The 12,103-nt window shown below is 64.4% G+C and carries 14 protein-coding genes; 4 read left to right on the plus strand and 10 right to left on the minus strand.

The window, feature by feature from the left end:
* The first annotated feature begins 107 nt into the window (after positions 1-107).
* Together ACR9YP_RS24945 and ACR9YP_RS24950 are read left to right on the plus strand one after the other, a co-directional pair.
* Positions 108-806, plus strand: coding sequence for a ribonuclease activity regulator RraA (locus tag ACR9YP_RS24945; protein ID WP_027550912.1), 699 nt, complete (start codon positions 108-110; stop codon positions 804-806).
* Positions 807-830: 24 nt separating this feature from the next.
* The gene (locus ACR9YP_RS24950) at positions 831-1,235 is read left to right on the plus strand and encodes a (R)-mandelonitrile lyase (protein WP_128933856.1); all 405 of its coding nucleotides are present in this window, start codon (positions 831-833) and stop codon (positions 1,233-1,235) included.
* 140 nt (positions 1,236-1,375) lie between these two features.
* Here the strand turns inward: ACR9YP_RS24950 and ACR9YP_RS24955 are convergent, their stop codons facing one another.
* The 3 genes from ACR9YP_RS24955 to ACR9YP_RS24965 all read right to left on the minus strand — a co-directional run bounded on the left by ACR9YP_RS24955 (position 1,376) and on the right by ACR9YP_RS24965 (position 3,145).
* Positions 1,376-1,732: a hypothetical protein gene (locus ACR9YP_RS24955; RefSeq protein ID WP_438108304.1), complete on the minus strand. Its 357-nt coding sequence runs from the start codon at positions 1,730-1,732 to the stop codon at positions 1,376-1,378.
* A gap of 181 nt (positions 1,733-1,913) precedes the next feature.
* Positions 1,914-2,780 (minus strand): DUF2147 domain-containing protein, encoded by an 867-nt coding sequence (locus tag ACR9YP_RS24960; RefSeq protein WP_438108306.1) that lies wholly within the window; start codon positions 2,778-2,780, stop codon positions 1,914-1,916.
* A 71-nt stretch (positions 2,781-2,851) separates the two neighbouring features.
* Complete coding sequence (locus tag ACR9YP_RS24965) at positions 2,852-3,145, minus strand: hypothetical protein (RefSeq protein WP_370987288.1); 294 nt, start codon at positions 3,143-3,145, stop codon at positions 2,852-2,854.
* A 135-nt stretch (positions 3,146-3,280) separates the two neighbouring features.
* On the opposite strand from ACR9YP_RS24965, the gene ACR9YP_RS24970 reads away from it, so the two are divergent.
* Positions 3,281-4,054 carry an alpha/beta hydrolase family protein gene (locus tag ACR9YP_RS24970; RefSeq protein ID WP_474217393.1) on the plus strand — a complete coding sequence of 258 codons (774 nt, stop codon included), beginning with the start codon at positions 3,281-3,283 and terminating at the stop codon, positions 4,052-4,054.
* A 12-nt stretch (positions 4,055-4,066) separates the two neighbouring features.
* Here ACR9YP_RS24970 and ACR9YP_RS24975 read toward each other — a convergent pair whose 3' ends face one another.
* Positions 4,067-4,846, minus strand: coding sequence for a transporter substrate-binding domain-containing protein (locus tag ACR9YP_RS24975; protein WP_474217394.1), 780 nt, complete (start codon positions 4,844-4,846; stop codon positions 4,067-4,069).
* Positions 4,847-4,960: 114 nt separating this feature from the next.
* Between ACR9YP_RS24975 and ACR9YP_RS24980 the strand changes: the two genes are divergently transcribed.
* On the plus strand, positions 4,961-5,458 hold the full coding sequence (locus ACR9YP_RS24980) for a DUF1993 domain-containing protein (RefSeq protein ID WP_370987477.1): 498 nt from the start codon (positions 4,961-4,963) through the stop codon (positions 5,456-5,458).
* Between the two features lie 65 nt (positions 5,459-5,523).
* On the opposite strand, the gene ACR9YP_RS24985 is transcribed toward ACR9YP_RS24980, so the two are convergent.
* The 6 genes from ACR9YP_RS24985 to ACR9YP_RS25010 all read right to left on the minus strand — a co-directional run bounded on the left by ACR9YP_RS24985 (position 5,524) and on the right by ACR9YP_RS25010 (position 11,626).
* On the minus strand, positions 5,524-5,997 hold the full coding sequence (locus tag ACR9YP_RS24985; RefSeq protein WP_474217395.1) for a hypothetical protein: 474 nt from the start codon (positions 5,995-5,997) through the stop codon (positions 5,524-5,526).
* A gap of 170 nt (positions 5,998-6,167) precedes the next feature.
* Positions 6,168-7,157 (minus strand): hydroxyacid dehydrogenase, encoded by a 990-nt coding sequence (locus tag ACR9YP_RS24990; protein ID WP_474217396.1) that lies wholly within the window; start codon positions 7,155-7,157, stop codon positions 6,168-6,170.
* Positions 7,158-7,191: 34 nt separating this feature from the next.
* Positions 7,192-8,292 (minus strand): ABC transporter ATP-binding protein, encoded by a 1,101-nt coding sequence (locus ACR9YP_RS24995; protein ID WP_474217397.1) that lies wholly within the window; start codon positions 8,290-8,292, stop codon positions 7,192-7,194.
* A 6-nt stretch (positions 8,293-8,298) separates the two neighbouring features.
* Entirely contained in the window at positions 8,299-9,210 is a 912-nt protein-coding gene (locus ACR9YP_RS25000) for a carbohydrate ABC transporter permease (protein WP_474217398.1), read from the minus strand.
* Entirely contained in the window at positions 9,210-10,148 is a 939-nt protein-coding gene (locus ACR9YP_RS25005) for a carbohydrate ABC transporter permease (RefSeq protein ID WP_128933864.1), read from the minus strand. Before ACR9YP_RS25005 ends, ACR9YP_RS25000 begins: the two co-directional genes overlap by 1 nt.
* A gap of 137 nt (positions 10,149-10,285) precedes the next feature.
* On the minus strand, positions 10,286-11,626 hold the full coding sequence (locus ACR9YP_RS25010) for an ABC transporter substrate-binding protein (protein WP_438108318.1): 1,341 nt from the start codon (positions 11,624-11,626) through the stop codon (positions 10,286-10,288).
* Positions 11,627-12,103: the final 477 nt, after the last annotated feature.

The following is a 12,103-nucleotide window of genomic DNA, read 5'->3' on the forward strand; positions in this document are numbered from 1 at the left end:
AGCCCAGCGGCCCTGCGTTATTGCTAGCCTCTTGGCCCTTGACGCAAGGGCTGCGGCTCGCAAGATGCGCGCGTTCTTTCCCGCCCATCCGGAGCTCGTCTGTTTCCATGTCGCTGTCCCCCGAAGCCCGCAAGACCCTCGCCGGCATCACCACCGCCACCATCACCACGGTCCTGCTGAAGAAGGGCCTGCGCAATGTGTGGATGCGCGGCGCGCGGCCGCTGCGTCCGGGCCTGCCGCGCCTGGTGGGACCGGCCTTCACCCTGCGCTTCGTGCCCGCGCGCGAGGATCTGGCGACGCCGGAATCCTGGTCGTCGCCGATCTCGACCCGCACCGCGATCGAGGCGATGCCCGAAGGCTGCATCGCGGTGGTCGATGCCATGGGCATCACCGATGCCGGTATCTTCGGCGACATCCTTTGCGCGCGCATGGTCAAGCGCGGCGTGACCGCGCTGGTCACCGACGGCGTCGTGCGTGACGTCGAGGGCGTGCTCGGCACCAATCTTCCGGTCTGGTGCGACGGCTATGCCGCGCCGCCTTCCGTCGCGGGCCTGACCTTCGTCGGCTGGGGCGAGCCGATCGGCTGTGGCGGCGTCGCCGTTTTCCCGAACGACATCGTGGTCGCCGACCAGGACGGCTGCGTGCTGATCCCGCAGGCGATGCTCGATCACGTGCTCGCCGAGGGCGTCGAGCAGGAGCGCATGGAGGCCTGGATCGTCAACGAGGTGAACAACGGCGCCGTGCTGCCGGGCCTCTATCCCATGAACGCCGAGACCAAGGCGCGCTACGCCGCCAGCAAGAAGTAGTCGGGAAGCAGCGAGGTAATCCCAATGGAAATCACTGTTGCAGGCACGCGGCCGACCCGCCGCGCGCCCAATGAACACTTCACCGGCACCGTGTGGCAGGACCCCGTCATCATGGCGCCCGCACCGGCACGGCTGAACTGCTCGCGCGTCGCGTTCGAGCCGGGCGCGCGCACCAACTGGCATCACCATCCGCTCGGCCAGACGCTCTACGTCATCTCCGGCGTCGGCCGCGTCCAGTCCAAGGGCGGCCCGATCCGCGAGATCCGCCCGGGCGACACCGTCTGGATTCCGCCGGGCGAATTGCATTGGCACGGCGCGTCGCCGGGCAACGGCATGTGCCACATCGCCATGCAGGAAGCACTCGACGGCGTCTACTCGACCTGGCTGGAGCCGGTCACCGACGCGGAGTATGGGGCGGCGGTCGGCTAGTCCCGTGCCCCGGACAAGACGCATGGCCTTTGGCGATGCGTTGCCGATCCGGGGCCCAGACTCTTCCGAGCGATTGACACTGCTGGGCCCCGGCTCAGCGTCACGGCGCTTCGCGCCGCGCCGCGTCCGGGACGCAGGACCTAGATCCGCTCCGCCGTCCACGTCCCCGTGCACATGGCGCCGCGCCATGTGCCGGAGCCTGACGTGCCGCTGAGCCGGCCGAAGCCGACGGCGCGCTTGATGCCGGTGCTTAAAGTGACGTTGATGTTGCCGGCATCGGCGACGCGGCCCGACGCCGTCACCGCAGCGCTGCTTGATGCGATCTGACCATTGTTGATTCCGATCGCGACGGTCGCGCCGTTGCCGCAGGTCTCGCTCGATGACGAGATGCGGACATTCCATGTGCCGTCGAAAGTGCTTGTCGTGGCACCGGCCTGTGTCAGCGGAAAGGCAATGGCGACAAGCGTAACGAAGAGTCCTGTGCGAATGCCGTTCATGGCACGCCCCTGTGGTTGACCATGCAGGGGACCGTGGCACGGCTCGCAGAACCGGCGATGTGAGGGGGCTCACGCCTGCAGCAGGCTCTGTGAGGTGGCTCACCTCGCCATCACACCGCGGACAACGCAAAGGGGCCCGGATCACGGGCCCCTCGTTCTGATCAGAGCATCGAAGCCAAACTCAGTTCACGCGCGTCCAGGTTTGGCCGCCGCAGAACATGCCGCCGAAGGCGCAGCCCTGCACGCGCAATCGGTCGGTGCCCTTCATCGCGATCGTCGAATCGTAGGTCGAACCGGAATTGGGATCGAGGATGCGGCCTGACCATTTCTGGTCCTTGCCGGGCTTCATGTTGATCAGGACCTGCTCGCCGTTCTGGTTCGATTTGGAGTCGACCGAATAGCCGCAGAGATTGGTGCCGCATTGCTCGATGCGGACCTTGCCCTCCTTCTCCTCGGTGAGCCAGACGCCGAGCGGCGAATTCAGATCGCGCGTGGGCGCGGTTGCCGGAGCAGGCGTGGCTGCGGCCGCCTGAACGGGAGCGGGCGCAGGCGCCGGGACGGGTGGCGGAGGCGGCGCCGGTGGTGCGGCAGCCACGGTCGGGGCGGGCGGCGGGGTCACAGCGGGCGCTGCCTGCTGCTCGACGGGAGCAGGGGCCGGAGGCGGCGCAGGCGGCGGCACCACGGCCGTTGCGGCCGGCGTGTTGTTGGCAGTGGCGGCCGGCGGCGGGGCCGGTGGTGGCGGAGCGGGAGGCGGCGCAGCAGCTGCGGGTGCAGGCGCCTGCACGGCCGCGGGCGGCGCGGCGGCGGGAGCCGGTGCCGGAGCAGCAGCCGGCGCTTGCGGATCGACCGTGGCTTGCTGCGGCGCCTGCTCGTTCTTCTTGGCCTTCTTGGCCTTGCCCTGGCCGGTGTTGTCGTACACGCCGGGAATCTGCACCGTGCCGCGGTCGGGATCGATGCGGATGGTGCGTCCCCCATATTCGAAGGTGTACTGTGCCTGAGCAGCCGTGCTCGCCAATAGGAATGCGGCCGTGGCCAACAGCTTCCTCATTTCCGTCTCCTGAGCAGATGGTCCCCGGACCGACGCTTACGCCCCGGCTCGATCGCAAAAAGTGATCTAGATCACTGTTCTCGGTATGAGTCGTGCTCGCTCTGATCTTGGTTCAATAACGCCGAACTCGGTCCAGAGTTGGACGTGGCCGGCACAGGGATGACGCAGAAATCCCTGCCTGGACGAGCGCAGGGGGCGCCCGTAAAATCGTTCTGGTTGATGAAATCCATCGGGACACGCACGCCGAACGGCGGCTGCAACACCGACGCGTGAATCATGTTTGGACGACGGCTTTGCCAGACGATTGTGACCGCGGCCTGCTGTCTCGGCGCGGCTGCGGCGCAGGCGGCCGGGATCCGCTTCATCGATGTGCCCGCGGACGCTGGCGGGCTCTCACTCGCAGGCGTCGTTGGACGCCGTGCGCAGCCAAGGTCGTGGCAAACGAGGGGGCCGCTTTGCCGGGCATCGTGAGGTGTCAGATCGAGGGCGATCGACTGCCCTTGGTCGTCGTCTCGCACGGGCGACGCGGTTCGTTCCTGGCGCACACCGACACTGCGGCCGCGCTGGCCGATGCCGGCTTCGTGGTCGCCGCCATCAATCATCCTGGCGACACGGCCAAGGACAGCAGCCGGACCGATGAGTTCTCAGTGTTGGTCGAGCGCCCCGCCGACATCAAGCGGCTCACGGATTTCATGCTCAGTGGCTGGGAGCATGCAGCGGTCATTGACACCAGGCGGGTCGGCCTGTTCGGATTCTCCCGCGGCGCCTATACAGGCCTCGTGGTGATCGGCGGCAATCCCGATTTCGGAGCTTTGGCGGCCTTGTGCGAGAAAGCGGCAGCCTCGACGCAAAAATGCCTGGATGTTCGCGCGGGCCGAGTGCCAACCGATCCACCCGTTCACGATCCCAGAGTCCGCGCCGCCATATTGGCGGATCCCCCGCTCTTTGACGGCCTCTTCACCCGCGAACGTCTTGCCGGCGTAACGATACCGATCCTCCTGTGGCGGTCCGCGCTCGGCGGCGACGGCGTCGTGCCTGACGGCATCGATGCGCTGGTGCAGCTTCTTCCCGCACGCCCTGACTACCGCATCGTGCCGAACTCCTCGCACTTCTCCTTTGTCATTCCGTGCCCGCCGAAACTTGCCGAAACCGCGCCGGTCCTGTGCACCGATCCGCCGGGATTCGATCGGCGGGCGTTTCACCGCGAGTTCAATGACGCGGCCGTCGCCTTTTTCAGCATGCAGCTGAAAACGAGCGAAAAGGGGCACGATTGATTGCTGGCGCGCCTAGTCGAACCAGGCGGCATAGATCTTCCTGTAGCTGCCGTCTTCCATGGAAATATGCAGCCATTGGTCGACGAAGGCCTTCAGCGCCATGTCGCGCTGGAGCCAGTAGGCCTTCTCGGAGAAGTCGAACGGCTTTTCCGGATGCACCGCGCAGAGCACGCCGGCATGCTGCTTCTGCTGGTAGCGCGTCTCGGAGGCGTCGGTCATCATCAGGTCGGCATTGCCCTTGGCGATCTCGTCGAAGATCACGGTGTTGTCGGCGAAGACAGTGATCTCGGCATCCTTGATGTTAGCGCGGGCGAAGCGCTCGTTGGTGCCGCCGGGATTGACGATGACGCGGGTGCCCTTCTTGTCGATGTCGGCGATGCTCTGGTACTTGCCGACGTCGGCGCAGCGCGCGATCGGCGTCTTGCCCTCGCGCATGATCGGCGTGGAGAAGAAGCCTTTCTTCTGCCGGTCGAGCGTGACTGAGACACCGCCCATGGCGATGTCGAACTGGTCGGCCTCGAAATCCTTCATCAGCTTCGGCCAGGCCGTCGGCACGAATTCGACCTTGACGCCGAGCGCCTTGCCAAGGGCCTGCGCCATGTCGACGTCGAAGCCGCTGAACTGCTGCGTGGTCTTGTCCAGATAGGTGAAGGGCTTGTAGTCGCCGGTCATGCCGACGCGCAATGTGCCGCGCTTGACGATCTCGTCGAGGCGCGAGAGCGCCTGCTGCGCATGCGCCGAGACATTTACCAGCAACGCCACGGCCAAAGCCGCCCAGATTCGAACGATCATCTCTTTTCCACCCATGCCCGAGCTGTCATTGTGCAGCTCTTGAGGCGTGGATTTAGACCAGATGCCCGTCGCTGGCGAGGCAGAATTGAAGGGAATTCAGAGGTGACGATCTCGATGTACGAGGCCTCGGTTGGCCTCTTCGTGCCTAACTTGCGCAACCTGTCCGGATTGCTCGACAAGGGCGTGGCCTATGCCGAGACCCGCAAGTTCAACCCGGCGGTTCTGCTCGGTATGCGCCTTGCGCCGAACATGTACGATCTGGCGCAGCAGGTCGGTGAGGCTTGTCGCCATGCCGTGGTCGCCCCGGCCTTGCTGGCCGAGCGCGAGCCGGTCACGCTGCCGGTGCTGGAGCACGACATGGCCGGGCTTCAGGCGCGCATCGCGACGTCGATCGAATTCGTCGAGAGCCTGCCGCGCGCTGCGATCGACGCCGCGGCGGAACGCAATGTCTTCTTCAAGCTGAAGAACGGCACCGAGCTGCCCTTCACCGGGCGGGCGCTGCTGCTGACGTTCAGCGTCCCTCAGTTCTTCTTTCACGTGACGACGGCCTACGACCTGTTGCGGCACGCCGGCGTCGAGCTCGTGAAGAAGGATTATCTCGGGCGCAAGTAGGTAGGCTCGATGTTCGCCTCTCCCCGACGGGGAGAGGTGCACAGACATCCGGTCTGCAAGCTGCCTTAAGCTTCGCCCTTGCGCTCATAGTCGGCAAGCGAGCTGCGGCCGGCGATCTCGCTGCGCAGCTCTTCGAAGCGCCGATGCGCTTCGTGCTCCTGCGCATCGACGAAATGCACGGCGGCCTCGCTCGTCATCGGGCCGCTGACCACGGGGGCGGACTGCTCGCCGATGGTCTCATGGACGTAGTACTGGCCGTCATCGCCGCGATGGACCGTCCATTTCAGGCGGATCGCGACCATCGGGCCGGGGCCGACCTTGCTATAGCCGTCGGCATCGGTGTGCTCCGGCACCAGCGGCTGCTCCTCGACCACCGGATGCTCGTCGACAGCTGGCTGCTCGTCGGGAGCTATGTGCTCGCGTTCACCGGCGACCACCATTTCGGTCTCGGTTTCGCGAACGACCAGAACGTGCTCGGGGTGCTCCAGAATGCTGGCGATGGTCGCCAGCGCATGGTCAGTCGGGTCGATCTCTGCCAAGGGTCCATCCTCCAGCTCGACGCGCCGGCCAGTCTGTCCCACCGCCGCCGCGCTTCCCTCTCATTACGCGCGTTTGATTAAGGCTGAGTTGGGGCTCGATCTGCACCAAAATGGGACGCTTTCTGGCCTTCCGAAGGCGGGGCGGACGGGCCGCCCGACCATTGGCTCACTCAGTCCAGCACGTCCTGATTGATGACGTTCTGCCGGATGGGATCGCCGTCCAGCGCACTCAGGATGTTGCGCGCGGTCTGCTCGCTCATGCGCTGAACGGCCTCGACGGTGACGCCGGCGACATGCGGAGCCATGATGACGTTGGGCAGCGCGAACAATGCGTTGCTGAGCGGCGGCGGCTCCACCTCGAACACGTCGATGCCGGCCCCGGCGATCTTTCCGGAAGTGAGCGCGTCATAGAGCGCGGCCTCTTTCACGATGCCGCCGCGCGCGGTGTTGATGAGATAGGATCTCGGCTTCATCCGGCCGATCCGCGCCGCATCGAACAGGCCGGTCGTTTCCGGCGTCTTCGGGCAGTGGATGGTGACGAAATCGGCGTGGGGCAGCGCGGCATCGAGATCGACGACGGGCTCGCAGCCCGCGGCCTTGATCTCGGCGGCTCCCTTGTAGGGATCGTAGACTTGGACCTTCATTTCCATCGCCAGGCAGCGCTTGGCGGTGCGACTGCCGATCCGGCCGAAGCCGACGATCAGCACGGTCTTGCCGTAGAGATCGAACGGCAGCATGCCGAGCCGGTCGGCCCATTTGCCGTCCTTGACGCAGGCATGCATCTCCTGCGCGCGCTTGGCCAGCGTCAGCATCATGAACAGCGCCGCTTCCGCGACCGAGGGCGAGTTCGCGCTGCCCGCCACCATCAACGGCACCTTGCGGCGGGAGAGGGCGGGCACGTCGACGGCGTCGTAGCCGACGCCGATGCGGGTCACCACCTTCATGTCGCCGGACGCCTCCAGCTCGGTCTCGCCGAAGGCGGTGGCGCCGAGCGCGACGCCGTGGACCGGCGCATGGCTCTTGAGCAAGGCTTCGAAGTCCTTCGCCGAGATCAGGTTCGAAAACTCGACGAGCTCGATATCGTCCCGCTGGGTGAGGAGGGCGCGTGCCCCTTGCGACAAAGTTTGCGTAACGAAAATCTTCTTCTTGTTGGTCGCCATCGTCCCCTGCCTGCGCGAGTTTCTTGTCCGGCCGTCACAACACGACGCCGGACGCCTCGTTTAGCAGGTGCATGTTGTTGAGGTCCATCGCCAAACGCATGGGTGCCCCGTCCTTGGCGCCGGCATTGGGATTGACGCGGCCGCAGACCGGCGTGCCCTCGAGCCCAAAATAGACCAGCGTCTCCATCCCCATCGGTTCGGTCACGTCGAGCACGGTCTCGAAGGTCTCGACGCCGGGCTCGAGATGCGCGTGCGACTCGGTGAGGTGCTCGGGGCGAAGGCCAAGCAGCAGCTTCTCGGTGCGCGGCAGAGCATTGTAGCGTGCGGCGCGGGCCGGCGGCAGCGGGAAAGCGATGCGGTCGGTGAGACGGATCTGAAGCGTGCCGCCGACATCCTCGAGCCGGCACGGGATGAAGTTCATCGCGGGCGAGCCGATGAAGCCCGCGACGAAGCGTGTCGCCGGCTTGTGATAGAGCTCGTTCGGCGTGCCGATCTGCTCGATGCGGCCCTTGTTCATCACCACGACGCGGTCGGCCAGCGTCATCGCCTCGACCTGATCGTGGGTGACATAGACCGTGGTGGTGCGCACCTTCTGGTGCACCTTCTTGATCTCGATCCGCATCTGTACGCGCAGCTTGGCATCGAGATTGGACAGCGGCTCGTCGAACAGGAAGACTTTCGGGTTGCGCACGATGGCCCGGCCCATCGCGACACGCTGGCGCTGCCCGCCGGAGAGCTGTTTCGGCTTGCGGTCGATCAGGTCGGTGATGTCGAGAAGCCGGGCGGCTTCGGTCACCCGTGCCTTGATCTCGGCCTTGGGATAGTGCTTCAGGCGCAGGCCGAACGACATGTTCTCCGCGACCGTCATGTGCGGGTAGAGCGCGTAATTCTGGAACACCATGGCGATGTCGCGGTCCTTCGGCGGTACGTCGTTGACGACGTCGCCCCCGATCATGATGTCGCCGTCGCTGATGTCCTCGAGCCCTGCGATCATGCGCAGCGTGGTCGACTTGCCGCAGCCGGAGGGGCCGACCAGCACGATGAACTCGTGATCGGCGATATCGAGGTCGATGCCGCGCACGGCTTCGACATCGTCGTAACGTTTAACTACCTTCCGCAAAGCAACGTCAGCCATGAGTCATCAACCCTTTGTCGCACCGGCGGTCAGGCCGGCAATGTAGTAGTCCATCAGGAATGCGTAGATGATCAGCGGCGGCGCCGCGCCGAGCAGCGCGCCGGTCATGATCTGCCCCCAGTTGAACACGTCGCCCTTGATCAACGTCGTGGTGATGCCGACAGGCAGCACGAACTGGTCCACCGACGTCGTGAACACCAGGGGATAGAGGAACTGCGCCCAGGAGACGGTGAAGGCGAAGATCGTCGCGGCGATCAGGCCGGGCAGGGCGACGGGAATGAAGATCCGCGTCAGGGTCTGGAGCCAGGAGGCACCGTCGATCAGAGCGGCCTCATCCAGCTCCTTCGGGATCGAGGCGAAATAGCCGATCATGATCCAGGTGCAGAACGGCACGGTCAGCGTCGGATAGATGAACAGCAGGACGTACCATCTGTTGAGCAGCGTGATGCCGGTATAGTCCTGAAAGACCGCGAGCATCTTGAACAGCGGAATGAACAAAAGGCTGTCCGGGATCAGGTAGGTGAGGAAGACGCCCGTGGCGAGCGTCGCCGAGCCCCAGAACTTCATCCGCGCCAGCGCGAAGGCCGCGGGGATGCTGATCAGCATCGTGATGATCACGACCGCGATCGCCACGATCGACGAATTCCAGAAGAAGCGCAAAAACTGGTTCGATGTCAGGAGTTCGACATAGTTCGACAGTGTCGGATGGAACACCCACCAGGGGTTCGTCGCTGCCGATATCTCCGCACTGCTCTTGAGCGAGGTGATCAGCATGTAGACCGGCGGCGTCAGGAAGAAGATCGCAAACAGCACGAGGAAGAAATAAGACCAGCGCAGCGCCCAGGCGCGGTCCCGGCTCATGCTGCCATACTTGACCTTGCGGTTGGGGCCGGCCTTGTCGATTGCAAGTGAGCTCATCAGGCTTCGTTCCCACGTTTGGAGACATCGCGCAGGATGAAGATCGCTGCGACGGCAAGGATCGGCACCATGAACAGCGAGACGCACGCGCCGAGCGGAATATCGTTGCTCTGGATGCCGACCTGGAACGCCCAGGTGGCGAACAGATGCGTCGTATCCAGCGGACCGCCCGAGGTCAGGATGCGCACGATGTCGAAATTGGCGAACGTCACGATCAGCGAGAACAGGGTGGTGATCGCGATGATGTTACGCATCATCGGCAAGGTGACGTACCAGATCCGTTGCCACCAGTTGGCGCCGTCGATCGCCGCGGCCTCATAGAGCTGATCGGGGACGGATTTCAGCGCGGCCAGATACATGATCATGAAGAACGGCGCGCCGTACCAGACGTTGACGAGGATGACGGAGAACCGTGCCCAGAAAGTGTCGCCGAGCCAGGGGATCGGGCCGACGCCGAAGAAGGACAGCGTATAGTTGAAGGCGCTGTAGGAAGGGTCGAACAGCCACAGCCAGGCCAGCGTGCTCATCGCCGGCGGGATCACCCAGGGCACCAGCAGCATGCCGCGCCATTTGCGCTGGCCCTTGGCGGGAATGTTGTGGACGAAATGCGCGACGATGAAGCCGATCAGCGCCTTGAAGATCACGGCCGTGATCGCGAAGATGCAGGACTGCTCCACCACCATCCAGAACGTCTCGCGCTTGAACAGGAAGGTGAAGTTGCCGAAGCCGACGAACTTCGTCATCGACTTGTTCAGCGTCGCCAGATGAACGGAATAGAAGGCGGGGTAGAGCACGAGCAGCGCGATCAGGAGGATCAGCGGCAGCGTCAGGAAGAACGCAACCGTCGATTTCCGCCCGAGCGCGTTGCGCAGGCTCGATCCCCTGCGGGCGCCAGCCCCACGGGCAACGCGAGCTCGCTCAACGACGACATCGGCCATGTCAGAGTCCTTGGATCAGTCTTCTTGTCTGCTGTCCAACCGGGAAGCCGGCCATGCGGTTTCACGATCGGACGGATTGGACCACGGAGCCCGGGCGGCTCACGCACGTGGCGCGAGCCGCCCTGTCACTCCCCGGCCTAGCTCCGCATGAAGCCTTCGCACTCGCCCTCGGCCCAGGCGAGCGCCTGCTCCATCGTCTCGCCCCGCGCATAACGCAGCGCCATCTTGGTCAGCGTCGCCTGGAAGTAGATCTGCTGTGCGACCTTGGGCGGCGCCGGCGACGCCGCGATCGACAGCGTCTGATGCTTGTACGGGTCCGGATAGTGGAAGAGCGTTCCCTTCGGCGGCCCTTCTTCCGCCCAGGTCTTGAACTTGGTCATGTTCGCGTAAGCCGGCAGGTCATAGCCGCCGCTCACCGCGACGAACTTCTCGATCGACGATGGCGAAGACAGGTGAACGAGCAGGCTCTTGGCCGCCTCCTTGTTCTTGCCGAAGCTCCAGACGCCCCAGAAGTAGGGCAGGTACGGTGCGAACCGTCCCTTCGGACCGGACGGGAAACCGTGCGTCCAGCACTGTTCGGCGACCTGTGGCGCATCGCGCTTGGCAACCGCCCAGGCGCTCGGCGGATTGAGGATCATCGCGCCGCGGCCGGAGATCAGCCATTTGTTGTTGGAAGCGTCGTCCCAGGACGGTGCATCCGGCGGCAGGAAGGCGATCAGCTTCTTGTAGAACTCCATCGCCTGGCGAACCTGATCGGTCTTCACCGTGACATCGCCCTTGGCGTTGACGAGTTCGGCGCCGAACGACTGGAAGATTGCGCCGGCGGTATCCACGCTGTCGGTGGTCTCGCCGAGGCCGATGCCGAACGCGAAGCCCGCCTTATGGCAAGCCTCGGCCGCCTTCAGGAAGGTCTCCATGGTCCAGTTTTCGACCTTGGGCGGACCGCCGGCCGGGTACATCTCCTGCACGTCGATGCCGGCGTGCTGTTTCATCAGATCGATGCGGGAGCAGGGGCCTTTGATCTGGCTGCCGGGAGTCGCGGGCACCGCGAGCCATTTGCCGCCCGACTGCCCAAGATATTTGACGGTGCCGTTGACTTCGCCATTCTGCTTGAGGAGCGGCTCCATGACGTCATTGAGCGGCTCGAGATTCTCGGCATAGGCCTGCGGCCACCAGCTCGGCATCTGCAGAATGTCATGACCCGACTTGGCCTGGGCTTCGGCCGCGGCGGTCAGCTCGATCTTCTTGTTGTTGCTGGTGATGTAGTCGATGGAGACTTCGACCTTCTCCTTCGCGGCCCATTCGTTGACGAGATCGGTCGAGGCCTTGTTGGCGCCCGGCACCCAATGGTCCCAGAAGCCGATCGAGAGCTTGCCGGCGGCGTAAGCGCCCCGGACATAGGGCGCCGTGATCAGCGCCGCGGAGGACATTGCAGTAGCAGCCACAAATTGACGTCTCGTCAGTGTCTTGCGTGACATCTCGTTTCCTCGCCTGGGTGTTGTTGTTGGAGTTTCCTCTGAGAGACTTCTTTCTTCGGGTTCTTGTTGGACTTTCTTATTAGTGCCGTCTTGGTGCCGCCGGCCCGCGTCGGCAATTCACGCAGGTCGCAGCAAATTGGTAGCGCGATCAGATCATGATTGATCGCGTCTGTCGAGAAAGCCGAACGGCTCCTCGTCTAGAACTAAAGGGTGTGTCCGGCACCGTCGTGATCGCATGCAGGACCATGCGTTGCAGGCGAACCGCGGGCGTTCATTTTGCGACGCACACTCTGACCAACCGGGCTCGAATGATCCGTGCGCAATTACGCCGCAGTTTCGAATAAGCCTGCATAACCGCTTCGCGCGAAAGACTTTTCGGACGTGGACAGCAAATGTCCGCGTCTGGACCTCGGCGCGGCGGAAACGATAGAGTTGCAATTGCCATGGGGCTCTCGCCCGACAGGCCAGCAGATCGAC

Source organism: Bradyrhizobium sp. BR14999, from assembly GCF_056106085.1.

Excerpts from the sequence above, each read along its gene's own strand:
- ACR9YP_RS24945 (WP_027550912.1), top strand. The coding sequence starts at position 108 with ATGTCGCTGTCCCCCGAAGCCCGCAAGACCCTCGCCGGCATCACCACC.
- ACR9YP_RS24950 (WP_128933856.1), top strand. The coding sequence starts at position 831 with ATGGAAATCACTGTTGCAGGCACGCGGCCGACCCGCCGCGCGCCCAAT.
- ACR9YP_RS24955 (WP_438108304.1), bottom strand. The coding sequence starts at position 1,732 with ATGAACGGCATTCGCACAGGACTCTTCGTTACGCTTGTCGCCATTGCC.
- ACR9YP_RS24960 (WP_438108306.1), bottom strand. The coding sequence starts at position 2,780 with ATGAGGAAGCTGTTGGCCACGGCCGCATTCCTATTGGCGAGCACGGCT.
- ACR9YP_RS24965 (WP_370987288.1), bottom strand. The coding sequence starts at position 3,145 with ATGAAGCGGATCCCGGCCGCCTGCGCCGCAGCCGCGCCGAGACAGCAG.
- ACR9YP_RS24975 (WP_474217394.1), bottom strand. The coding sequence starts at position 4,846 with ATGATCGTTCGAATCTGGGCGGCTTTGGCCGTGGCGTTGCTGGTAAAT.
- ACR9YP_RS24980 (WP_370987477.1), top strand. The coding sequence starts at position 4,961 with ATGTACGAGGCCTCGGTTGGCCTCTTCGTGCCTAACTTGCGCAACCTG.
- ACR9YP_RS24990 (WP_474217396.1), bottom strand. The coding sequence starts at position 7,157 with ATGGCGACCAACAAGAAGAAGATTTTCGTTACGCAAACTTTGTCGCAA.
- ACR9YP_RS24995 (WP_474217397.1), bottom strand. The coding sequence starts at position 8,292 with ATGGCTGACGTTGCTTTGCGGAAGGTAGTTAAACGTTACGACGATGTC.
- ACR9YP_RS25000 (WP_474217398.1), bottom strand. The coding sequence starts at position 9,210 with ATGAGCTCACTTGCAATCGACAAGGCCGGCCCCAACCGCAAGGTCAAG.
- ACR9YP_RS25005 (WP_128933864.1), bottom strand. The coding sequence starts at position 10,148 with ATGGCCGATGTCGTCGTTGAGCGAGCTCGCGTTGCCCGTGGGGCTGGC.
- ACR9YP_RS25010 (WP_438108318.1), bottom strand. The coding sequence starts at position 11,626 with ATGTCACGCAAGACACTGACGAGACGTCAATTTGTGGCTGCTACTGCA.